This window comes from Streptomyces sp. NC-S4, from assembly GCF_054353315.1.
This window is the reverse complement of record NZ_CM135937.1, coordinates 3,157,325-3,178,795: the sequence shown is the minus strand read 5'-3', so window position 1 is coordinate 3,178,795 and position 21,471 is coordinate 3,157,325. Positions and strand designations below refer to the sequence as shown.

Genomic DNA, 21,471 nt, shown 5'->3' with positions numbered 1-21,471 from the left:
AGGAACGGCCGGGGAACGGCCCGAGGGGGCGGTGCTCGTCAGAGCGCCGCCCCCTCGGGTTTTCCGTACCGCAGGGTCCTACGGGAGGACCTTCTCGATCTGCACGCTGCCGGTGCCGGCGGCGGTGCCGCGGGCGTTGAGCAGCTGGACCTGGCCGAAGAACTGCCGGCCCTCGGGGGCCGCGCTGGTGACCAGGACGTTCGCCGAGACCTGCGCGGTGGCGCCGGTGGCGAGGTTCACCGCGGCGGCCTCGTCGACCTGGACGGAGCCCAGGGCGGCCGAGAAGAACACGTCGCGGTAGTCGTACGTGGTGGAGCCGGACGGGATCGCGTAGCCGATCACCTTCACCGTGTAGGTGCCCGCGGCCGGGTTCACCAGGCTCACGGCCTCCTCGGAGTCGCCGTCGGCGGCGGAACCGACCTTGACGCCGCCCCGGTAGACCTCCAGGTCGAGGTCGGCGGCGGTGTCGGACACCTTGCCGATCGCGACGTCGAGGCGCGAGGTGCCCGCGGGCACCACGATCTCGGTGGAGTGGGTCTCACCGGGCGCGATGGTCGGCTTGGCGACCTTCGCGGAACCGAGCGGACCGCCGGCGAGCTTGCCGCCGGAGATGGCCGCGCCGGCGTTCTTGACGCTCCACTGGACCGGGGCGGGGGTGCCCTGCTTCACCTCGGGCAGGACCTTGACCGCAGGGTCGAAGGCCGCGCCGAGCACGGAGACGTCCAGCTTGAACGGGTTGTCGAGCACCGGCGACGTACGACGGGCCTCGACCTCGATCTCCCAGACGCCCGGGGTCGGCTCGGGGTACGAGCGGACGTCGGGGCGGCAGGTGTTGGCCGGGTTGTCGTAGTTCGGGTAGCAGTTGGTCGTGGCCGTCGGGTCGACCGGCACGCCGTGCGGGTGGATCGCGATGAAGCGCGTCTGGGCACCCGCCGCGAGACCGCCGAGGGCGACCTCCAGGCTCTTGGCGCCCGGCGGGACCGTCACGAAGTACGACTTGTGGCTGTTGCGCTGCACCGAGGAGGTGTCCGACAGGGCGAACGACGGCGCGGCCAGGGGGGCGGCGGCCACGACGGTCGTCAGGATCTGCTTGTCGATGCCCTCGGTGGTCTCGTCGTCCAGCTGCAGGATGCCGCTGTGGACGCCGGCCGTCTTGGCGTTGGCCTCGACCTTGATGGTGACGGGCTTGTTCAGCGGCAGCGTGACGTAGTCGTAGCCGCCGATGACCTTGAAGGTGCCGTCGTTGTTGCGCCAGCTCAGGTCGTGCCGGGTGCCGTACTTGACGCCCGTGGTGCGGGTGACGACGACGTTGTAGACCTTCTTCTGGCCGACCTTGAGGCCGCCCTCACGGTCGTACAGGCCGGTGCCGAAGCCCGGGGTCTTCAGGAACTGGTCGATCGCGGTGTCGACCGGCGCCTTGACGGTGAACTCGTTGGCCTTCGCGTCGCGCTGGATGGACTCCCACGCGCCGGGGATGTTGATCAGACCCGAACCCTGCGCGTGCGCGGGGACGTTGTCGATCTTCTTGGCGGCCGTGGTGAGCGCGACCCGCAGGGAGGCCGGCGTCAGCTTGATGCCGTTCTGCTTGGCGGCCGAGATCAGCAGGGCGCTCGCGCCCGCCGCCTGCGGCGAGGCCATCGAGGTGCCCTGGAGCATGCCGTAACCGGCCGGGAGGGTGTAGCCGGCCTCCTTCACCGGGGCGCCGGGCAGCCAGGTCTGGATGGTGTTGATGGCCGCGCCGGGGGCGCTGATGGTCGGCGTGAAGCCGCCGTCCTCACGCGGACCGCGCGAGGAGAAGGGGAACATGTTGTACTTCGTGGTCACACCGGAGCCGTAGTTGGCGGCCCAGGTCTCCTTGGAGACCGACGCGCCCACGGAGATGACCTTGTCCGCGAGGGCGGGGTCGCCGATGGTGTTGACGCCCGGGCCCGAGTTGCCGGCCGAGATGACCAGCTGGACGCCGTACGTGTCGATGAGGTTCTTGTAGAGCTCGGAGCGCGCGTTGTTGCCGTCGTTCAGCGCCGGCAGGCCGCCGATGGACATGTTGACGATGTCCACGCCGCGGTTGACGACGAGGTCGATCATGCCCTCGGTCAGCGCGACGTTGGTGCAGCCGCCGGACCAGGAGCAGGCGCGCGAGGAGACGAGCTTGGCGCCGGGCGCCTCGCCGCTCATCTGGCCGCCGAAGAGGCCGTTGGCGGCGGTGATGCCGGCGACGTGCGTGCCGTGCTCGGACTCGATGATGCCGACGTTGACGAAGTCGGCCTTCTTGCCGACCCAGTCGCCGCCGAGCGGGTCCATCGGGACGTCCTTGCGGATCTCGATCACGAACGGGATGCGCTCGGCGACGTCGGTCGCCGGGTTGTCCGTGCCGAAGTAGCCGATCTGGTAGCCGTCCTTGTACGGCTTCATCGGCTCGTTGTTCGTGAAGTCGCCGTCCTGGTCGGTGTCGACGCGGACGGTGCCGGCGGCGGCGTCGTAGAGCAGGCCGAACCGGTCGGTGGTGTCACCGTCGCGGTTGACGTCGCCGGCCATGTCACCGGTGGCGGTGATCGACTCGGTGAAGCGGCTCCACTGGAAGCTGCCCTCCGGGGCCTTCCAGCTCTGGCCGCCCGCGGTGAAGCTGCCGCCGCTGGAGGTGACCGGGGTGATCTGCGGGCGCCAGGTGGCGTCGTTGTCCGTGATCGGGTCGGTCGCCGTGACCCAGTCGACGATCTTGCGCTCGCCGGTGGTGGTCTTCTGCAGGGCCGGGTGACCGAGGTCGATGCCCGAGTCCATGATGCCGATGGTCACCCCGCGGCCGTCGGCCTGCGGGTTGTCCTTCACGAAGTCGACCGCACCCGTCTCGAAGGACGGGTTGTACGGGTTCTTCGCGGGGGTGTTCTTGTCCGGCGCCGCGTAGGTCTCGGCGGCGGTCTTCTTCACCGTGCCGGTCTCGCGGTCCGCGTCGGGACGCGGGTCCGGCAGCTGGATCTCGTGCCGCAGGTCGATGCCGTGCACCGAGTCCAGCTTGGCGGCCGCCTTCAGCGCGGCCTCGGCCTTGCCGGTGGGCAGGGTGGCGCGCACGTAACCGAGGTTGTCGTACGTCTGGCCCACCGAGGCGCCCTGGACCGAACCGAGCTGGTCCGCCACCTGCTTGGTCTTGCCGGGGGCGGTCGCGACCATGACGGTGACGTTCGCGTCACCCTTGGCCTTGGCCTCCTGAAGGAGTTCGGCGTCGGCCGAACCGAGCTTCTGGTCGGCGGACTTGACCGTGGGCGAGGTGCCCGGGGTGTCCGCGCCGGTCGCCGCGAAGACGGGCCCGGCGCCGGTGGCCGCGAGGGCGGCGACCAGTCCGGCCGCGGCCGCGACGCGCGCGACGCGTCTGGCCCCGGATATGGAGCTGGGGGATTCGAGGGTCATCAGCATCCCTGGTAAGTGAAAGATACGGTCCGGATTTCGGTGCCGGATGACCGGTCAGCTTGGCCTAAGCGACAGCTCTTTGGGGAGAGTTGTCATTGACCGAGACCTGCCATGGCGGAACCTCGCCAGTGCGAGGAATGCGCCAGCGCGGACTTACCGGGGTGCAATGGTGCGAAACGCAGGGTTCGATCGGTCGATTTATCGACTTGGCGGCCATGCGTCAGCACCGGGACGCGGTCGCGTCCCGGTGCGGGTGTGACAGATTTCGTGCGCTCAGCGCTCGCGCGTGCGCGCGTAATGACGCGAGGCTTTCGCCCGGTTTCCGCAGACGGCCATCGAGCACCAGCGCCGCGTCCCGTTGCGCGAGGTGTCGTGGAAGTGCAGGACGCACGTCTCGGACGCGCACTTGCGGATCCGGTCGGGCGCGGAGCCCAGCAGGTCGAGGTAGTCGCGCGCCGCCGTCCAGGCGGGCCCCCAGGTCGGGTCGGCGAACTCGGCACGCTCGCCCGGGCCTTCGGCGGTCAGGGTGGCGCGGATGCGGCCGTGCTCCAGGACGGCGTCGATCAGGGCGCGGGCGCTCTCGTCGGCCGGGTCCGCGACCGCGCGGGCCAGGGCCTCGCGGGCGGTCAGCAGGTGGACGAGGGTGGCCGCGTCCGCACGGAAGCGGCCGGCCAGGCCGGTGGACTCCAGCCAGATCCGCAGTCCCTCGACCCGGCTGAGCCCGAAGGCCCCGGCGAACAGGTCGGTGAGCTCGCCCTCCCGCATCCACCGCGTGTTCAGCAGGTCGAGTGCGACCGGCTCACCGGTCAGGGGTCGTGGGTCCGCCGCCGTCATTTCGTCTCCTCGGGCCTGGCTAACCCTTGAAGGGTACGGGACCGGTTGACAAGAGTGCGCCTAACCTTTAATTTCACTTTAGAAGGTTAGATCCGCATGGGAACGCCGTGAAGTCCTCCGGGGAAGGAACCCGTCATGACGACTGCCATCAGCAAGCTCCGCACCGGGCACGTGGGCCTGAACGTCACCGATCTGGAGCGCTCGCTCGCCTTCTACCGGGGTGCGCTCGACTTCGAGGTGCTGGGCGAGGGCAAGGAGGAGGGCCGCCGCTTCGCCTTCCTCGGCCAGGACGGTGAGCTCGTCCTGACCCTCTGGCAGCAGGCCGAGGGCGCGTACGCCCCCACTGCGGCGGGTCTGCACCACCTGGCGTTCTCCGCCGGCGCCGTCGAAGAGGTGCGGGAGTACGAGGCGCGGCTGCGCGACCTGGGCGTCGACTTCGCCTACGAGGGCGTCGTCGCCCACAGGGAGGGCGCGGCCTCGGGCGGCATCTTCTTCCACGACCCCGACGGGACCCGCCTGGAGATCTCGGTACCGACCGGCGCCGAGGAATCCCCCGCCCCCACCACGGGGGCGCCGACCTGCGGATTCTTCTAATGAGCGGCGCCTACCACTGGGGCTCGCTGGCCGTGCAGGAACGGGTCGGCGTGCGGGACCTCGCCGAGCACGTCGGCCGCTCGATCGGCACGGGCATCCGGGACGTCGCCGCCGCCTTCCTCGGGCTCCAGCCGCACCTGGTCGTCGGCGCCGCCGACGACGCGGGGCGGGTGTGGGCCTCCCTGCTCACCGGTGCCCCCGGTTTCGTACGGGCCACCGGGCCGGACCGGATCGCGGTCGCCGGCGGTCCGCCGGCGGGTGACCCGCTCGCCGGGGCCCTGGCCACGGCCGGGACCCGGGTCGGGACCATCGCGCTCGACCCGCGCACCCGGCGCCGGATGAGGCTGAACGGGACCCTGGAGGTGACGCGGGGAGGCTTCGCCGTCGAGGCCGAGCAGGTCTTCGCCAACTGCCCGAAGTACCTGCAGAAGCGGCAGCCGCTGGAGCTCGCCCGGCAGGGCGCGGGGGTGGTGCGGCGCGGAGAGGCGCTGACCCCCGGCCAGCAGCGGGCCGTACGCGGCGCCGACACCTTCTTCATCGCCACCACGGCGGAGGCGGACGGGGTCGACGCCAGTCACCGGGGCGGGCTGCCGGGCTTCGTCGAGGTGCTCTCGCCGGTCGAGCTGGCCTGGCCGGACTACGCGGGCAACGCCATGTTCCTCACGCTGGGGAACCTGACGGCCGATCCGCGGGCGGGACTGCTCTTCCCGGACTGGGAGAGCGGGGCGGTCCTCCAGCTCAGCGGCCGGGCCCGGATCGAGTTCGGGGCCGACGGGAGCCGCCGCACCCGCTTCCGGGTGGAGTCGGTGGTGGAGGGCGTCCATCCGGGGCGGCTGCTCTGGAGCACCCCGGAGTACTCGCCTCACCTGGGCAGTACCACCAGGTAGGCGGCGGGTTCCCGGTCGTCGGCGGCCGTCAGGGCGGTCCGGATGACCGCGGCCTGCTGCTCGGGCCAGTCGCGGAGCTTGCGCGGGGTGATGTGGACGACGGTCACCCCGAGCCGCTCCAGCGTCTCGCGCTTGCGCACGGACTCCGACCACTGTTCGTCCTCGCCCTGGCGCGGGGCGCGGGTGTCGATCTCCACGGCGACGGACTGCTCGGGCCAGTACGCGTCGACCCCGCCGAGGTGCGGGCCGCCGGGCAGCCGCAGGTCGACGTTCCAGACCGGGGCGGGGAGCTCGTGGCCGCGCACGAGGTGGTACAGCCGGTCCTCGGCGATGGCCCGGCCCTCCGCGAGCAGCGACTCGACCGCGTCGACCACGTGCGGCCGGTTCAGCAGCCGGGCCACCGTCAGTTCCCGTACCACGGCGGCCGGTTCGCAGTGCCCGCCGCGGACGGCCTCGCTCAGCAGGCGGCGTACGGTGCCGGCGTCGGAGAGCTGGGTGACGGCGTCGGCGACGGCCCGCGCGACGGGCGCCACCGGCAGCCCGGTCACCTCCTGGGACCTCGGCGGGGTGTGCGTCCGTACGATCCGCACGTCCCCGGCGGAGCGCAGCCGCCGGGTGCCGGGCACCAGGACGTCGATGTGGGAGAGCGCGGGCAGCGGGAGCGCGGAGCCGAACCGGTACAGGGCGAGCGCCGCCAGCCCCGTGATCATGACCTCACCGCCGCGCCGCCCCGCGTACAGCAGCGCCGCGTGCAGCCGCTCCTCGCTGGTCGCGGGCCCGGCGTGGAGCAGGAACACCCCGGGCAGGATCTGCTGCCAGGGCCGCTCGGCCGCGTCGGAGGCGGTGACGCCGTGCTCGCGCAGTTGCGCGAGGGTCAGCACGCGGGGGCGGCTGCCGGTGAGGTGGGCGAGGGGGAGGGGTGCGTTGTGGTTCATGACGCGGTGATTCCCTCGGGCCGCGGCCCTGCTAACCCCTGTTACACGCCCGTCGACAAATCCGGACAAGCCGGGGCTAAAGTACGGACGTTCGACTGCCGATGAGGTGCGCCCGTATGGGCTACCGCTGCGCCGTTGCTGGGGCTCCGCCCCGGACCCCGCGCCTCAAACGCCGGCGGGGCTGGATTTTCCAGCCCGTCCGGCGTTTGAGGACCGGGGGTTCGGGGGCGGAGCCCCCGCAGCGGCGCCGCAGCTAGTTGGTAGCCGTCGCGTCGCAAGCCTGGGCGCGCAGGGCCCGGGCCAGGTCGTCGCGGGACTCCAGCACCAGCCTGCGGAGCGCGGGGGCCACGTCCGGGTGGGACGAGAGCCAGGCGTCCGTCGCCGAGACGGTGGACTCCGAGTCCTGCAGCGACGGGTACAGCCCCTTCACCACGTCCATCCCGATCTGGATCGACCGGTCCGCCCACACCCGTTCGATCACCTCGAAGTAGCGCCCCGCACAGCCCGCGAGCAGACCCCGCTGCGAGGGCTGCTGCATGCCCGCGATCGTCGCCTCGACCAGCGCGTTGGACAGCGCGTCCGATTCGACCACCGCCGCCCACGCCTGGTCCTTCACCGCCTGCGAGGGCCGCGCCGCCAGGCACCGCACCTGGTGCCGCTTGCCCGAGGCCGTGTCGTCGCGCGCCAGTTCGGAGGCGAGGACGGCCTCGTCCACCGCCCCGTGCGCGGCCAGCGGCAGCAGGAAGTCCCAGCGCAGCTCCTGGTCCACCTCCAGCCCGTCGATCCGCGCCGAGCCCTCCAGCAGACCCAGCAGCAGCTGGAAGTCGCCCTCCGTCGCCGCGCTCGCCGCGAAGAAGCGGGCCCACGTCAGCTGGTGCTCCGACCCGGGCGCCGCGAGCCGCAGCTCGTGCAGCGCGCCCGCGGCGAGCTCCCGGCCGCCCTGCTCGCGCCGGCCCGGCGCCGAGTAGTGGGTTACGGAGGTCAGGGCCTGCGCGTGCAGCATCTGCAGGACGCCGACGTCGCTCTCGCGGCCCGCGTGCGCGAGGACCAGCGAGACGAAGTCGCGAGCCGGCATCAGGCCGTCGCGCGTCATGTTCCACAGCGCCGACCAGCTCAGCGCCCGCGCGAGCGGGTCCGTCAGGTCACCGAGGTGCGCCCGCAGCGTGGCCAGCGAGCCCTCGTCGAAGCGGACCTTGCAGTAGGTGAGGTCCTCGTCGTTGACCAGGACCAGGTCGGGCCGCTCCGCGCCCGTCAGTTCCGTGACGGCCGTCCGCGCGCCCGACACGTCCGCGTCGGCCCGCGCGTAGCGGACCAGCGTCCCGTCGGACTCCAGCCGGTACAGGCCCACCGCGACCCGGTGCGGGCGCAGTTCGTCGCCCTCCTGCACGACCGCCAGTTCCGTCACCCGGCCGCCCGCGTCGTAGGTGATCACCGGGGTCAGCGCGTTCACGCCGGCGGTCTGCAGCCAGGCCCGCGACCACTCGGCCATGTCCCGCCCGGAGACCTCCGCGAGCACCGACAGCAGGTCGTCGAGCGTGGTGTTCCCGTACGCGTTGGCCTTGAAGTAGCGCCGGGCGCCCTCCAGGAAGGCCTCCCGCCCCACGTAGGCGACCAGCTGCTTGAGCACCGCGGCGCCCTTGGCGTAGGTGATGCCGTCGAAGTTGAGCTTGGCGTCCTCCAGGTCACGGATGTCGGCCGTGATGGGGTGGGTGGACGGCAGCTGGTCGGCCCGGTAGGCCCACGCCTTGCGGTTGTTGGCGAAGGTGACCCACGCCTGGTCGAAGCGGGTGGCCTCCACCAGCGCGAAGGAGCCCATGAAGTCGGCGAAGGACTCCTTCAGCCACAGGTCGTCCCACCACTTCATGGTGACCAGGTCGCCGAACCACATGTGCGCCATCTCGTGCAGGATCGTGTTCGAGCGCCGCTCGTAGGAGGCCTTGGTGACCTTGCCGCGGAAGATGTACTCCTCGCGGAAGGTCACCATCCCCGGGTTCTCCATCGCGCCAAGGTTGTACTCCGGCACGAAGGCCTGGTCGTACTTGCCGAAGGGGTACGGGTAGTCGAAGATCTCGTGGAAGAGGTCGAAGCCCTGCTTGGTGACGAGGAAGACGTCATCGGCGTCGAAGTGCTTCGCCAGTCCCTTGCGGCACATCGCGCCCAGCGGGATGGTCAGGTCCCCGCGCGTGTAGGAGTCCGTCACGTAGTGGTAGGGCCCCGCGACCACGCACGTGATGTACGTGGAGATCGGCGCGGTCTCGGCGAAGCGCCAGACGCCCGCCTCGCGGGACTCCTCCGCGCCGTTGCTCCACACCTGCCAGCCCTCGGGAGCCGTCACCTCGAAGCGGTACGGGGCCTTCAGGTCGGGCTGTTCGAAGTTCGCGTACACCCGCCGCGCGTCGGCCGGCTCGTACTGGGTGTACAGGTAGACCTCGCCGTCCTCCGGGTCCACGAAGCGGTGCAGTCCCTCGCCCGTCCGGCTGTACGCGCAGTTCGCGTCCACCACCAGGACGTTCTCGGCGGCCAGGCCGTCGAGGGAGATCCGGGCGCCGTCGAAGACGGCGGCCACGTCCAGCGCGCGCCCGTTCAGGGTCACGGCGTTCACCGACGGCGCGATCAGGTCCGCGAAGGTGGAAGCGCCGGTGCCCGCCGCCCGGAAGCGGATCGTCGTCACCGAGCGGAAGGTCCGCGGACCCTCGGCCGGTTCTGCCTCGTCCACCGCGGACCGGATGTCGAGGACCACCTCGTACCCGTCGACGGACAGCAGCTCGGCCCGCTCGCGGGCCTCGTCGCGGGACAGATTCTCTCCGGGCACGTGCACTCCTTCGTGCGTGGTCGCGTTCTTGTGTCGAATCCTCGCACGAGGGAATGCGCGCCACCCGGTACTGGTTGGTGACGGGGAACGTGAGCCCAGTGATGCCCTTTTTGCGACCCATGCCGAGACTGAGGAGAGACATGACCGACACCCAGGTGCGCGAGAAGACCCCGGTCGACTTCTGGTTCGACCCGCTCTGCCCTTGGGCCTGGATGACGTCCCGCTGGATGCTCGAGGTCGAGAAGGTCCGCGACGTCGAGGTCCGCTGGCACGTGATGAGCCTCGCGGTGCTCAACGAGAACAGGCTCGAAGAGCTGCCCGAGACCTACCGCGAGCTGCTCGGCCCCAAGGGCTGGGCCCCGGTGCGCGTGGTGACAGCCGCTCAGCAGAAGCACGGTGAGGAAGTCACCGGCAAGCTCTACACCGCGCTCGGCACCCGCATACACAACGACGAGAAGGGCCCGACCCGCGAGGTGATCGCCGAGGCGCTGGCCGAGGTCGGCCTGCCGGCCGAGCTGCTCGCGTACGCCGACTCGGACGAGTACGACGAGGTGCTGCGGGCCTCGCACAACGACGGGATCGACCGGGTGGGCCAGGAGGTCGGCACTCCGGTGATCTCCGTTCCGGGAGCCGAGGGCGATGTCGCCTTCTTCGGCCCGGTCGTCACCCCGACCCCGCGCGGCGACGCGGCCGCCCGGCTCTGGGACGGCACCCTGCTCGTCGCCTCGACCCCGGGCTTCTACGAGATCAAGCGCACCCGTACCAAGGGCCCGTCCTTCGAGTAGGCCCGGTCGGCGCACCACACAGAAGACCCCCGTGAGTCACGTCCTCACGGGGGTCTTCCGTTCGACACGCCCGCTGGTGAAGGTTGAGAAGACGATCACGAGGCGGACGGGCTTGTGGTGTGGCGATCAGCCCTTGGCGGGGATCAGCAGCGGGGTGTTCGCCTTGGCGTCGGCGTAGCGCTTGGACACGTCCTGCCAGTTGACGACGTTCCACATCGCCTCGATGAAGTCCACCTTCTGGTTCTTGTACTGAAGGTAGAAGGCGTGCTCCCAGGCGTCGAAGACCAGGATCGGCGTGCTGGCGACGCCCACGTTGCCCTGGTGGTCGTAGACCTGCTCGACGACCAGGCGGCCGCTGACCGGCTCGTACGCGAGCACGCCCCAGCCGGAGCCCTGGGTGGCGGAGGAGGCGAAGGTCAGCTGCTTCTTGAACTTCGCGAAGGAGCCGAAGGACTCGGTGATCGCGTCGGCCAGGTCGCCCAGACCGTCGGCCGCGGTGGGCTCGCCGCCGCCCTCGCCGGTCTTCGGGCTGGCCATGTTGTGCCAGTAGATGCTGTGCAGGATGTGGCCGGAGAGGTGGAACGCGAGGTTCTTCTCCAGGCCGTTGAGCGCGCCCCAGTTCTCCTTGTCGCGCGCCTCCGCCAGCTGCTCCAGCGTGTTGTTGGCGCCCGTGACGTAGGCCGCGTGGTGCTTGTCGTGGTGCAGCTCGATGATCTGCGGGTTGATCACCGGCTCCAGCGCCGCGTAGTCGTACGGAAGCTCAGGAAGCGTGTAGATGGCCATGCGTGTTATCCGGTCCCCTCGGCGTGCCAATCGCTAATTGCAATTAATGCGCAACTGCACGCTAGCAGCATCTATTCCGCCTGACATGTAAGGGTTACCTCTGTAAAACGCAGGTGGGCCCCGTGCGAACGCACGGGGCCCACCTGCGGTTGAGGGGCTGTCAGCGGGCGGCGGCCGCCCGGCGCTGCACGAGGTATCCGGCCACCGCGAGGGCGACGGTCAGTCCGCCGGTGAAGACGACCTGGACGCGCGTGTCCTCGCCCAGGGCCATCAGCACCAGGACCCCGGCCACCCCGGCCAGCGCCACCCAGGTCAGATAGGGGAAGCCCCACATCTTCACGACGAGCTGCTCGGGGGCCTCGCGCTCCAGCCGGCGGCGCAGCACGAACTGCGAGACGGCGATGAAGCCCCAGACGATCAGGATGACCCCGCCCACCATGTTCAGCAGCCAGGCGAACAGGGTGTCCGGGTACCAGTAGGACAGCAGCACGGTGACGAAGCCGAAGCCGCAGGAGGCGAGGACGGCCCGGCGCGGCACCCCGCCGTCGGCCTTGCCCAGCGCCTTCGGGCCCTGGCCGCGGGAGACGAGGGAGTGGGCCATGCGCGAGGAGCCGTAGATGTTGGCGTTCATCGCGGACATCAGGGCGATCAGGATGACCACGTTCATGATCTCGCCGGCGGCCGGGATGCCCAGGCGGTCCAGGGTCGCGGCGTAGGGGCCGTCCGCCGTGACCGCCGGGTCGTTCCAGGGCAGGAGGGTGACGATGACCAGCATGGAGCCCACGTAGAGGATCGCGATCCGCCACATGGTGGTCCGCACGGCCCGGGCCACGCCCTGGACCGGGTTCTCGGACTCGGCGGCCGCGATGGTCACCGTCTCCAGTCCGCCGTAGGCGACGACGGAGGCCAGCAGTCCGACGAGCAGGCCGTCCACGCCGTGGGGCAGCAGACCGCCGTCGTGCAGCAGGTTGGCGGAGCCGGGGGAGTCGGTGCCGGGCAGCAGGCCGAGCACGGCCAGCACGCCCAGGCCCAGGAAGAGCGCGATCGCGCCGATCTTGAGGGCGGCGAACCAGAACTCGAACTCGCCGAAGTTCGAGACGGCGGCGAGGTTGGAGCCGCAGAACACCGCCATGAAGACCAGCACCCACATCCAGGAGGGGGTGCCCGGGAACCAGCCGGTCATGATGTGCGCCGCGCCGATGGCCTCGATGGCCACGCCCACGCAGAGCAGGATCCAGAACATCCAGCCGGCGGTGAATCCGGCCCAGGGCCCGATCGCGCGCTCCGCGTGCACGGAGAAGGAGCCCGAGGCGGGATTGGCGGCGGACATCTCGCCGAGCATCCGCATCACGAACATCACGAGCAGCCCGGACGCGGCGTACGCGAGCACGATCGAGGGGCCCGCGGCGGCGATGCCGGCGCCGGAGCCGACGAAGAGTCCGGCGCCGATGACACCGCCGAGGGCGATCATCGAGAGGTGGCGCTGCTTGAGTCCGTTGCCGAGGGGTGATCCGGCGCCGGTCTGCGGTGCTTCGGGGGGTGTCAGGGTGCTCTGGCTCATTTGCGCCAGTCTGCCGAGTGTCCGATCGCCGGACGTTTGTTGTCCGATATTCGGACGACGGCTTCACGGTTCGTGATCACGCCCGTACGCTCACGGGCGACGCCGCAGCCGCCGGGCACGGCGGATGCACCGGGGCAGCGGATCGAGGGGGCAGTCGATGGGCCGGACCGTGACAGGACTTCGCAGTACGGGCCGGGGCGTGCTCGTCACCGGCGCCTCCCGGGGGATCGGCCGGGCGATCGCGGCCGCCTTCGCCCGGCAGGGCGACCGGGTCGCCGTCCACTTCTCGGCCCGGCGCGCGGACGCGGAGGAGACCCTCGGCTCGCTGGAGGGGGAGGGGCACGCGCTGGTCGCCGCCGACCTCGGTGACCCGGCCGGCGTCGCGGCCCTGGCGGCCGAGGCCGAGGAGGCGCTCGGCGGTGTGGACGTCCTGGTCAACAACGCCGCCGTCATGGTCGCCCACCCGCTGCCCGACACCTCGTACGAGGGCTGGCAGGAGGCCTGGCGGCGGACCGCCGACGTGAACCTCTTCGGCGCCGCCAACCTGAGCTACTGCGTCGCGCGCCGCATGATCGAAGCGGGCCGCGAGGGACGCATCGTCAACATCGGTTCGCGCGGCGCCTTCCGGGGCGAGCCCGACCACCCCGCCTACGGCGCGACCAAGGCCGCGGTCCACGCGCTGGGCCAGTCCCTCGCCGTGTCCCTCGCCCCGCACGGCATCGCCGTCGCCTCCGTCGCCCCCGGCTTCGTCGCCACCGAGCGGGTCGCCGGCCGGCTGGAGGGGCCCGAGGGCGCCGGCATCCGGGCGCAGAGCCCCTTCGGCCGCGTCGCGGACCCGGAGGAGATCGCCTCCGCCGTGCTCTACCTGGCCTCCCCCGAGGCGGTCTGGAGCTCGGGCACGGTCCTCGACGTCAACGGCGCCTCCTACCTGCGCACCTGAGAGGAAGAGGCCCCCCGTGCCGCAGCACGGAGGGCCTCTTCCCCACGTCCCCCTCAGGCCTTGCGGGCCCTCAGCTCGCGGATCCCCGCCACGGCGAGGACCAGCGCGGCCGCGCCCGTGGACCACAGCAGCTGGGGCCGCGCGGAGTCGTCGAACAGCATCAGGACCAGCACCGCCGCCATCCCGATCAGCGCCGCCCAGGTCGCGTACGGGAACAGCCACATCGGCAGGGTCAGCCGCTCGGGCATGTCCCGCTCGATCCGGCGGCGCAGCTTCAGCTGCGAGACGGCGATCAGCGCCCACACGAACAGCAGCACCGCGCCGACGGCGTTGAGCATGTAGAGGAAGATCGTGTCCGGCCACAGCAGGTTGAGCACCACCGACACGAAGCCGAAGGCCACCGAGGCGAACACCGCGCGGCGCGGCACCCCGCCGCCCGAGACCTTCAGCAGCGCCTGCGGTGCCTCGCGGCGCTCGGCCAGCGAGAACACCATGCGCGAGGACCCGTACAGGTTCGCGTTCAGCGCCGACAGCAGGGCCACGAACACCACGATGTTCATGATCTGGCCGGCCGCCGGGATGCCGATCGAGTCGAGCACCGCGACGTAGGGGCTCTCGCCCGGCTTCAGCGAGTTCCACGGCAGCAGGGTCACGATGACCACCATCGAGCCGACGTAGAAGAAGAGGATGCGCCACACCGCGCTGCGCACCGCCCGGGACACCGACCGCGCCGGGTCGTCCGACTCGGCGGCGGCGATGGTGACGACCTCCAGGCCGCCGAAGGCGAAGATGACGGCGAGCATGCCCGCGACCACTCCGCCGAAGCCCTCGGGGAAGAAGCCGCCCTGGCCGGTGAGGTTGGCCGTGCCGATCGGCTCGGTGTCCGGGAGCAGGCCGAAGATCGCGAGGGTGCCGAGGATCAGGAAGAGCACGATCGCGCCGACCTTGAGCGCGGCGAACCAGAACTCGAACTCGCCGAAGTTCTTCACGGCGGCCAGGTTGCTCACGGTGAAGACCACCATGAACAGCAGCACCCAGACCCACTGGTCGACCGAGGGCACCCAGCCGTTCGCGATCTTCGCCGCGCCGGTGGCCTCCACGGCCAGCACCACGACCAGCAGGAACCAGTACAGCCAGCCCGCCGAGAAACCGGCCCAGCGGCCGAGCGCCCGCTCCGCGTACACGGAGAACGAGCCCGAGGCGGGCATCGCGGCCGACATCTCGCCCAGCGCCCGCATCACCAGCATCGCGAGGACGCCCGCGAGCAGATAGGAGCAGATGATCGCGGGACCGGCGATGCCGATACCGGCGCCGGAGCCGACGAAGAGCCCGGCGCCGATGACGCCGCCGAGGCCCAGCATGGTCAGGTGGCGCTGCTTGAGACTGTGGCTGAGGGGTTCCGCGGGCAGATCGCCCGTGGAGGAAGGTGCTTCTTCCAGGCGCTCACGCATGAAGGGTGCTCGTACTCTCGGTCGGGCCCAGTGGCGGTGGGAGCCCCGCATCGGAATTGGCGGGATCCTACAGTCTCGCTGAGCGGCGGTCTTTCGTGCAAAACGGACGTGCTGTCCGATGTTCCTCGTGACCAGGATCACGCTGGCTCAGGTGTGGGGCATCAGCTTTGTGCAATCTCCACCAAAGCGGGGAGCGCGGCTTTGTCCCGGGCAGCGGTGGGGCGGCGGCGCAGCGCGCACTACCGTCGGTGATCGTCCCGCCACCCCCAACCCGTGGAGCCTCCCGATGAGCACTGCCTCCGTCTCCCTCCGGCCCGGCGCCGTCCTCGCCGACCTGCTGCCCGCGAGCCGCGTCCGCGACATCGCGCTCGTCGTCGGCGGCGCCGCGCTCACCGGGCTGGCCGCCCAGATCGCGGTTCCCGTTCCCGGCTCCCCGGTCCCCGTCACCGGCCAGACCTTCGCCGCACTGCTCGTCGGCACCGCCTTCGGGGCCCGCCGCGGCTTCCTCTCGCTGGCGCTGTACGCCCTCGTCGGCATGGCCGGCGTGCCGTGGTTCGCGGGCGGCACCTCCGGCGCGGGCGGCGCTTCCTTCGGCTACGTGCTCGGCATGCTGCTCGCCGCCACCGTCGTCGGCGCCCTCGCGCGGCGCGGCGGCGACCGCTCTGTGCTGCGCACGGCCGGTCTGATGGTGCTGGGTTCGGCCGTGATCTACGCGGTGGGCGTGCCGTACCTGATGGCCGCCACCGGGATGTCCCTCGGCGTGGCCGTCGCGAAGGGCATGGTCCCCTTCCTGATCGGCGACGCCCTCAAGGCCGCGCTGGCCATGGGCGCCCTGCCGGCCGCGTGGAAGCTGGCCGGCCGCCGCGGCTGACCGGCCCCCTACGCACCGGAGCCCGGCCCGCCTCCACGAGGCGGGCCGGGCTCCGGCGTACGTGCACGTGCGATCAGCCCTGCAGGGCCTTCTTGCGGCGGAAGTCCAGCACCACGCCGACGAGCACGACGATGCCGGCGACCAGGGTGGACAGGGTGACGACCTCGCGGTTGGCGTCGTCCACGAACATGTAGCCGATCACGAACATGATCAGGGCGGCGGTGGCCCAGGTCAGCCACGGGAAGAGCCACATCTTCACGGTCAGCTTCTCCGGGGCCTCGCGGACCAGGATCCCGCGCATCTTCAGCTGGGTGAAGCAGATCACCAGCCACACGAAGAGCGCGATGGCACCCGAGGAGTTGAGGAGGAAGTTGAAGACCGTGTCCTTGAACGCGTAGTTGAAGTAGACGGCGACGAAACCGAAGACCGTGGAGCCCAGGATCGCGGCGACCGGCACACCGTTCTTGTTGACCTTGGCGAACGCCTTGGGGGCGTCGCCGCGCTCACCGAGCGAGAAGGCCATGCGGGAGGCGGTGTAGAGGCCCGAGTTCAGGCAGGACAGCACGGCGGTCAGGACGATGACCTCCATGATCGTGCCGGCGTGCGCGATGCCGATCGAGTCCAGGGCGGCGACGTACGAGCCCTTCTCGGTGATCGACTTGTCGTTCCACGGGAGCAGGGTCAGCACGATGAAGATCGAGCCGAGGTAGAAGACGCCGATCCGCCAGATGACGGAGTTGGTGGCCTGGGTGACCGCCTTGCGGGGGTTCTCCGACTCGCCGGCCGCCAGGGTGACGATCTCGGAGCCCATGAAGGAGAAGACGACCATCAGCACACCGGTGAGGACGGCGCCGTAGCCGTTGGGGAAGAACCCGCCGGCGTCGGTGAGGTGCGCGAAGCCCGCGCCCGGGTTGTCCGAGCCCGGCAGCAGGCCGAAGACGGCCAGCATGCCGACGATCACGAACGCGCCGATGGCGACGACCTTGATGCCCGCGAACCAGAACTCGAACTCACCGTAGGAGGCGACCGAGCCGAGGTTGGTGGCGGTCAGCACCGCCATCACGATCAGGGCCCAGGCCCACTGCGGGACGGCCGGGATCCAGCTCTCCAGGATGGAGGCACCGGCGGTGGCCTCCACGGCGAGCACGACGACCCAGAAGAACCAGTAGAGCCAGCCGATGGAGAAGCCGGCCCAGCGGCCGAGCGCGCGGTCGGCGTAGGCGGAGAAGGAGCCCGAGTTCGGGCTGGCGGCGGCCATCTCGCCGAGCATGCGCATCACGAAGACGACCATCGCGCCGACGAGCGCGTAGGAGATCAGGATGGCGGGACCGGCCTTGGCGATGCCGCCACCGGAACCGACGAAGAGGCCGGCGCCGATGACGCCGCCAATGGCGATCATGGACAGGTGGCGGTTCTTGAGACCGGCCTTCAGACCGTCGGAGGGCTGGCCGTCACCGGGGTTCCCGGTGGGGCCGCCTTCCTTCTGAAGGGTCGTCGTGGAGCTCATGGACGGATCCTTAGGTTCTCGGGTTGCGAGCCCCGGCATTCAAACCTGAGATGAACGCGAGACGGAAGACCCCAATCCGGATCGTTGCCTTGGTGTGAACGTCCAGGACGTGCCGCCGCCCTGTCCCATCTGCGTTCTTTGGGTTTACTTGAGCTTTAGAAGTGACTTACGCGACACCCGCTGCGGGCTGTCGGGCCTCCTCGTGCCACACTCGTCCCATGCGCGTGTACCTCGGATCCGACCATGCCGGCTTTGAGCTCAAGAACCACCTGGTGGACTGGCTCAAGAACAACGGCCACGAGCCCGTCGACTGTGGGCCCCACATCTACGACGCGGTGGACGACTACCCGCCGTTCTGCCTCCGCGCCGCGGAGAAGACCGCCGCCGACGCCGGCAGCCTCGGCATCGTGATCGGTGGCTCCGGCAACGGGGAGCAGATCGCCGCCAACAAGGTCAAGGGCGTCCGCGCCATCCTGGCCTGGAGCGTCCAGACCGCCCAGCTCGGCCGTGAGCACAACAACGCCAACGTCATCTCCGTCGGCGGCCGGATGCACACGCAGGACGAGGCCGTCAGCTTCATCGAGGCCTTCCTGGCGACCCCGTACTCCGGCGAGGAGCGCCACACCCGCCGCATCGACATGCTCTCCGCCTACGAGACCACCGGCGAGCTCCCCCCGATCCCGGCCCACCACCCGCAGGGCTGATCCCGCCGCAGGCCGTGCCGCCCGAGGACGGGTGGCACGGCTCTTTCATTCCCCGAAGCCTTCTCCGAGGAGCACCGCCGTGCCCGAAGGGCATACGATCCACCGCCTCGCCGACGACCACCTGACCCGCTTCGCCGGGTGGGAGGTCGCCGTCAGCAGCCCCCAGGGACGGTTCGCCGAGAGCGCGGCCCTCCTCGACGGCCGGATCCTCGACGGCGTCGACGCCCACGGCAAGCACCTCTTCCTCGGCTTCGAGGAGAACGGGTGGATCCACATCCACCTCGGGCTCTTCGGCAAGTACGCGATCGGCCCCGCGCCCGCCCCGCCGCCCACCGACACCGTCCGGCTGCGCCTGGCCAACGACGACCACTTCTCCGACCTGCGCGGCCCCACCACCTGCGCGTGGATCACCGACGAGGAGAAGCGGGCGATAAGCGACCGGCTCGGCCCGGACCCCTTGCGCAACGGCGACGACCCCGACCGCGCCTGGGCCCGGATCTCCCGCTCCCGCACCACCGTCGCCGCCCTGCTCATGGACCAGAAGGTCGTCGCGGGCATCGGCAACGTCTACCGCGCCGAGGTCCTCTTCCGGCACGGCATCGACCCGTACCGCCCGGGCAAGGACCTCACCCGCGCCGAGTGGGACGCCATGTGGGCCGACCTCGCCGCCCTGATGCGCGAGGGCGTGCGCAACAACCGCATCGACACCGTCCGCGACGAGCACCTGCCCGAGGCCATGGGCCGGCCGCCGCGCGTCGACGACCACGGCGGCGAGGTGTACGTCTACCGACGGGCGAACATGCCCTGCCACATCTGCGGCGGCGAGATCCGCACCGCCGACCTCGCCGCCCGCAACCTCTTCTGGTGCCCCGGCTGCCAGTCCCGCTGACGCGGACGGGTCAGAAGGCGTGCGGCAGCCAGGGCGCCACGTCCCCGGCGAAGGCCCGCGAGGTCTCCGTCAGCGCGCCCGCCCGCAGCTCCCGCACCAGGCCGGCCGCGGCCAGTGAGGTGAGGGTGGTCCCGCCCAGGTAAGCCGACCCCAGCTCCCGCACCGACAGCTCCAGGTCCGCGGGCTCCTCGGTCCGGGTGCACCGGGCCGCGCCCTTGGCGTCCACGACCAGCCGCCACCGCCCCTCGTTCCAGGGGCAGAAAGCGTCCGCCACCGCCACGACGACGTCCAGCGGCGCCCCGTACGTCCGCGCCTCCAGCGCCGCCGCCAGGTCCACGAGCCGTACGTGCAGCGCGTCCCGCGTACGCGGCCGCGACCGCCGGATGTCGCTCACCATGTGCAGCAGCGGATCGTCCACCGGCCGCTTCGGCGCCCGTACCGTCCAGGTCAGGTCGATCGAGAACAGGTAGCGCCACAGGGCCGCGCACGCCGCCGGGTCCAGCGCGTCGAGATCGCTCACCTCGACCTTGCCGTCCGAACCCGTCTGGTCCCAGTCCGGCTTGACCCGGTAGCGGGCGTACCCGACCACCTCGCCGTCCTCCCGCTCGGCGACCACGCACTTCAGTGCCGACGCGCCGCCGCGCGCCGAGGGCGCGTCCAGCACCGGCAGCGCCTCCCAGCCCGGCTGCCGGGCCAGCATGCCCGGCCGGGTGGGGGCCAGCGCCGCGTACACCCGCTCGCAGTCGGCCAGCGCCTGCTGCGGGTCCACGAGCCGCAGGCGTACCGCATCCGTCCCCGGCGGCACGGACAGCCGTACGCGGGTCGTGTCGATCTCCAGCGCCAGGGCGTAGGTGGCCGGGCCGTAGCCGAAGCGCCCGTAGATCGCCGGATCCGAGGCCGTCAGCACGGCGAGCGGTTCGCCGCCCGCCCGGACGTCGTCGAGCTGGCGCCGCATCAAAGAGGTGAGTATTCCGCGGCGGCGGTGGGTGGGGGAGACGCCCACCGCCGTGACACCGGCCGCCGGGACGATCGCGCCACCCGGCACGGACAGCCGCAGGGAGAAGGCGCCGGCCGAGCCGACGCAGGCGTCACCGTCCCAGACGCCGAGCGAGCGGCCGGTGTCCGTCAGCGACTTGTACAGCTCCCGGTCTTCGGGGGATTCGGGTACGCCGCCGAACGCCAGCTCCAGCTGGCCATACCAGACATCCCACTCATCCGCCTGTATTACGCGCATCTCAAGATCCATGCGGCCATCCCTATCAGGGCATTCCGGCCCAGTCGATCGGTTTTCGGGCCGGTGAGGACCCCCGGTCCGGGGGTACCCCTGCGCATTCACAGCCAGGATGGATAGGGTCCCGAAGCAATGGCCGGAGCACGCGTGGAATCCCTCATGGCCCGGATGCGCATGCTGTCGCACCGGGGCCGCACAGCCCTGCGAAAATCAGCCGTCGACTACTTCCGCGGCGACGCCTCCGACTGGCTCGCCTTCGCCGGCCTCCTGCTCACCATTCCCGCGATCGCCTGCGGCACACTGATGCTGCCCGTCTGGTTCTCGCCGTCGGCACTCGTCCTGCCGATCGTGGCCGGCGGACTGCTGCTGCGCCCCGCCAGCCTCCTCGCCCTGTACGCCGCCTCCGCGGCCGCACTGATCGTCGAGGCCCTCGTACTCGGCCCCTACACCCAGGGCCCGGCCCGCGTCACCCCCGGCACCGTGCTGGTGGTCGCGGCCTGCGGGTTCTTCGGCCTGGTCATCGCCCAGTTCCGCAGCCGCGTCGGCGTGCCCTGGCGGCGCGGCGGCACCATGCTCTTCGACCTGCGCGAACGCATCCGCGTCCAGAGCAAACTGCCCGCCCTGCCGCGCGGCTGGCACCGCGAGATGGCCCTGCGCCCGGCCGGCGGCCAGTCCTTCTCCGGCGACTTCGTGGTCGCGGCCCGCACCAACGGCGGGCGGACCCTGGAGATCGTCCTGACCGACGTCTCGGGCAAGGGCATGGAGGCCGGCTCCCGGGCCCTGCTGCTCTCCGGCGCCTTCGGCGGACTGCTCGGCGCGCTGCCCGCCCACGGCTTCCTGCCCGCCGCCAACGGCTACCTGCTCCGCCAGGACTGGGACGAGGGCTTCGCCACCTCCATCCACCTCGTCCTGGACCTGGAGACCGGCGACTACGAACTCCTCTCGGCCGGCCACCTTCCCGCCCTCCAGCTCTCGGCGGGCACCGGCCGCTGGCAGGAGAAGTCGGGCGAAGGCCCGCTCCTCGGTGTCTACGACGGCGCCGAGTTCATCCCCGCCCGCGGCAACCTGCGCCCCGGCGACGTCCTGATGCTCTTCACCGACGGCCTCGTCGAGACCTCCGACCGGGAGATCAGCGAGGGCATCGACCGCCTCACCGGCGAGGCCGACCGCTACGTCGCCGCCGGCTGGGACGGCGCGGCCTGGCACCTCATCGAGAAGGTCGCCAAGGACGTCAACGACGACCGCGCGCTGCTGCTCATCCGCCGCTCCGCCTGACCGCGGGGTG

Annotated in this window: 17 protein-coding genes; 8 read left to right on the top strand and 9 right to left on the bottom strand. The window is 71.1% G+C overall.

The features are described from left to right. Window positions 1-78: 78 nt before the first annotated feature. Entirely contained in the window at window positions 79-3,402 is a 3,324-nt protein-coding gene (locus ACXNSR_RS13910) for a S8 family serine peptidase (protein WP_458642350.1), read from the bottom strand. A 273-nt stretch (window positions 3,403-3,675) separates the two neighbouring features. Next, window positions 3,676-4,236: a CGNR zinc finger domain-containing protein gene (locus ACXNSR_RS13905; protein ID WP_458642349.1), complete on the bottom strand. Its 561-nt coding sequence runs from the start codon at window positions 4,234-4,236 to the stop codon at window positions 3,676-3,678. A 135-nt stretch (window positions 4,237-4,371) separates the two neighbouring features. Between ACXNSR_RS13905 and ACXNSR_RS13900 the strand changes: the two genes are divergently transcribed. Both ACXNSR_RS13900 and ACXNSR_RS13895 read left to right on the top strand, forming a co-directional pair. After that, complete coding sequence (locus ACXNSR_RS13900; protein WP_458642348.1) at window positions 4,372-4,830, top strand: VOC family protein; 459 nt, start codon at window positions 4,372-4,374, stop codon at window positions 4,828-4,830. After that, window positions 4,830-5,717, top strand: a complete 888-nt coding sequence (locus tag ACXNSR_RS13895; RefSeq protein WP_458642347.1) for a pyridoxamine 5'-phosphate oxidase family protein — start codon at window positions 4,830-4,832, stop codon at window positions 5,715-5,717. The genes ACXNSR_RS13900 and ACXNSR_RS13895 overlap by 1 nt, the downstream gene beginning before the upstream one ends. Here ACXNSR_RS13895 and ACXNSR_RS13890 read toward each other — a convergent pair. After that, window positions 5,693-6,652, bottom strand: a complete 960-nt coding sequence (locus ACXNSR_RS13890; RefSeq protein ID WP_458642346.1) for a hypothetical protein — start codon at window positions 6,650-6,652, stop codon at window positions 5,693-5,695. The two genes, ACXNSR_RS13895 and ACXNSR_RS13890, sit on opposite strands and share 25 nt — an antisense overlap. Before the next feature lie 253 nt (window positions 6,653-6,905). Continuing rightward, window positions 6,906-9,464, bottom strand: coding sequence for an aminopeptidase N (pepN, locus tag ACXNSR_RS13885; RefSeq protein ID WP_458642345.1), 2,559 nt, complete (start codon window positions 9,462-9,464; stop codon window positions 6,906-6,908). A 140-nt stretch (window positions 9,465-9,604) separates the two neighbouring features. On the opposite strand from pepN, the gene ACXNSR_RS13880 reads away from it, so the two are divergent. Beyond that, window positions 9,605-10,249 carry a mycothiol-dependent nitroreductase Rv2466c family protein gene (locus ACXNSR_RS13880; RefSeq protein WP_458642344.1) on the top strand — a complete coding sequence of 215 codons (645 nt, stop codon included), beginning with the start codon at window positions 9,605-9,607 and terminating at the stop codon, window positions 10,247-10,249. 126 nt (window positions 10,250-10,375) lie between these two features. Here the strand turns inward: ACXNSR_RS13880 and ACXNSR_RS13875 are convergent, their stop codons facing one another. Both ACXNSR_RS13875 and ACXNSR_RS13870 read right to left on the bottom strand, forming a co-directional pair. Beyond that, on the bottom strand, window positions 10,376-11,032 hold the full coding sequence (locus ACXNSR_RS13875; RefSeq protein ID WP_030016698.1) for a superoxide dismutase: 657 nt from the start codon (window positions 11,030-11,032) through the stop codon (window positions 10,376-10,378). Window positions 11,033-11,192: 160 nt separating this feature from the next. Next, complete coding sequence (locus ACXNSR_RS13870) at window positions 11,193-12,593, bottom strand: amino acid permease (protein WP_458642343.1); 1,401 nt, start codon at window positions 12,591-12,593, stop codon at window positions 11,193-11,195. A 169-nt stretch (window positions 12,594-12,762) separates the two neighbouring features. Between ACXNSR_RS13870 and ACXNSR_RS13865 the strand changes: the two genes are divergently transcribed. Next, the gene (locus tag ACXNSR_RS13865) at window positions 12,763-13,533 is read left to right on the top strand and encodes an SDR family NAD(P)-dependent oxidoreductase (RefSeq protein ID WP_458642342.1); all 771 of its coding nucleotides are present in this window, start codon (window positions 12,763-12,765) and stop codon (window positions 13,531-13,533) included. A 53-nt stretch (window positions 13,534-13,586) separates the two neighbouring features. Here ACXNSR_RS13865 and ACXNSR_RS13860 read toward each other — a convergent pair whose 3' ends face one another. Next, window positions 13,587-14,984, bottom strand: a complete 1,398-nt coding sequence (locus ACXNSR_RS13860) for an amino acid permease (protein WP_458642341.1) — start codon at window positions 14,982-14,984, stop codon at window positions 13,587-13,589. Window positions 14,985-15,270: 286 nt separating this feature from the next. Between ACXNSR_RS13860 and ACXNSR_RS13855 the strand changes: the two genes are divergently transcribed. Next, entirely contained in the window at window positions 15,271-15,855 is a 585-nt protein-coding gene (locus tag ACXNSR_RS13855; protein WP_327262479.1) for a biotin transporter BioY, read from the top strand. A gap of 73 nt (window positions 15,856-15,928) precedes the next feature. Here the strand turns inward: ACXNSR_RS13855 and ACXNSR_RS13850 are convergent, their stop codons facing one another. After that, window positions 15,929-17,362, bottom strand: coding sequence for an amino acid permease (locus ACXNSR_RS13850; protein WP_458642340.1), 1,434 nt, complete (start codon window positions 17,360-17,362; stop codon window positions 15,929-15,931). A gap of 218 nt (window positions 17,363-17,580) precedes the next feature. Here ACXNSR_RS13850 and ACXNSR_RS13845 point away from each other — a divergent pair, with 218 nt between their 5' ends. Continuing rightward, window positions 17,581-18,066, top strand: coding sequence for a ribose-5-phosphate isomerase (locus ACXNSR_RS13845; protein WP_458642339.1), 486 nt, complete (start codon window positions 17,581-17,583; stop codon window positions 18,064-18,066). Window positions 18,067-18,145: 79 nt separating this feature from the next. Further along, window positions 18,146-18,955 (top strand): Fpg/Nei family DNA glycosylase, encoded by an 810-nt coding sequence (locus ACXNSR_RS13840; protein WP_458642338.1) that lies wholly within the window; start codon window positions 18,146-18,148, stop codon window positions 18,953-18,955. 10 nt (window positions 18,956-18,965) lie between these two features. Here the strand turns inward: ACXNSR_RS13840 and ACXNSR_RS13835 are convergent, their stop codons facing one another. Further along, on the bottom strand, window positions 18,966-20,201 hold the full coding sequence (locus tag ACXNSR_RS13835; protein ID WP_458642337.1) for a GNAT family N-acetyltransferase: 1,236 nt from the start codon (window positions 20,199-20,201) through the stop codon (window positions 18,966-18,968). Between the two features lie 117 nt (window positions 20,202-20,318). Between ACXNSR_RS13835 and ACXNSR_RS13830 the strand changes: the two genes are divergently transcribed. Continuing rightward, entirely contained in the window at window positions 20,319-21,461 is a 1,143-nt protein-coding gene (locus ACXNSR_RS13830; RefSeq protein WP_458642336.1) for a SpoIIE family protein phosphatase, read from the top strand. Window positions 21,462-21,471 lie beyond the last annotated feature (10 nt).

Bases quoted from the DNA above. Each gene is read 5' to 3' on its own strand.
- ACXNSR_RS13845 (WP_458642339.1), top strand. From the start codon at position 17,581: ATGCGCGTGTACCTCGGATCCGACCATGCCGGCTTTGAGCTCAAGAAC.
- ACXNSR_RS13835 (WP_458642337.1), bottom strand. From the start codon at position 20,201: ATGGATCTTGAGATGCGCGTAATACAGGCGGATGAGTGGGATGTCTGG.
- ACXNSR_RS13910 (WP_458642350.1), bottom strand. From the start codon at position 3,402: ATGACCCTCGAATCCCCCAGCTCCATATCCGGGGCCAGACGCGTCGCG.
- ACXNSR_RS13850 (WP_458642340.1), bottom strand. From the start codon at position 17,362: ATGAGCTCCACGACGACCCTTCAGAAGGAAGGCGGCCCCACCGGGAAC.
- ACXNSR_RS13860 (WP_458642341.1), bottom strand. From the start codon at position 14,984: ATGCGTGAGCGCCTGGAAGAAGCACCTTCCTCCACGGGCGATCTGCCC.
- ACXNSR_RS13890 (WP_458642346.1), bottom strand. From the start codon at position 6,652: ATGAACCACAACGCACCCCTCCCCCTCGCCCACCTCACCGGCAGCCGC.
- ACXNSR_RS13905 (WP_458642349.1), bottom strand. From the start codon at position 4,236: ATGACGGCGGCGGACCCACGACCCCTGACCGGTGAGCCGGTCGCACTC.
- ACXNSR_RS13855 (WP_327262479.1), top strand. From the start codon at position 15,271: ATGAGCACTGCCTCCGTCTCCCTCCGGCCCGGCGCCGTCCTCGCCGAC.
- ACXNSR_RS13870 (WP_458642343.1), bottom strand. From the start codon at position 12,593: ATGAGCCAGAGCACCCTGACACCCCCCGAAGCACCGCAGACCGGCGCC.
- ACXNSR_RS13830 (WP_458642336.1), top strand. From the start codon at position 20,319: ATGGCCGGAGCACGCGTGGAATCCCTCATGGCCCGGATGCGCATGCTG.
- ACXNSR_RS13875 (WP_030016698.1), bottom strand. From the start codon at position 11,032: ATGGCCATCTACACGCTTCCTGAGCTTCCGTACGACTACGCGGCGCTG.
- ACXNSR_RS13900 (WP_458642348.1), top strand. From the start codon at position 4,372: ATGACGACTGCCATCAGCAAGCTCCGCACCGGGCACGTGGGCCTGAAC.
- ACXNSR_RS13895 (WP_458642347.1), top strand. From the start codon at position 4,830: ATGAGCGGCGCCTACCACTGGGGCTCGCTGGCCGTGCAGGAACGGGTC.
- ACXNSR_RS13880 (WP_458642344.1), top strand. From the start codon at position 9,605: ATGACCGACACCCAGGTGCGCGAGAAGACCCCGGTCGACTTCTGGTTC.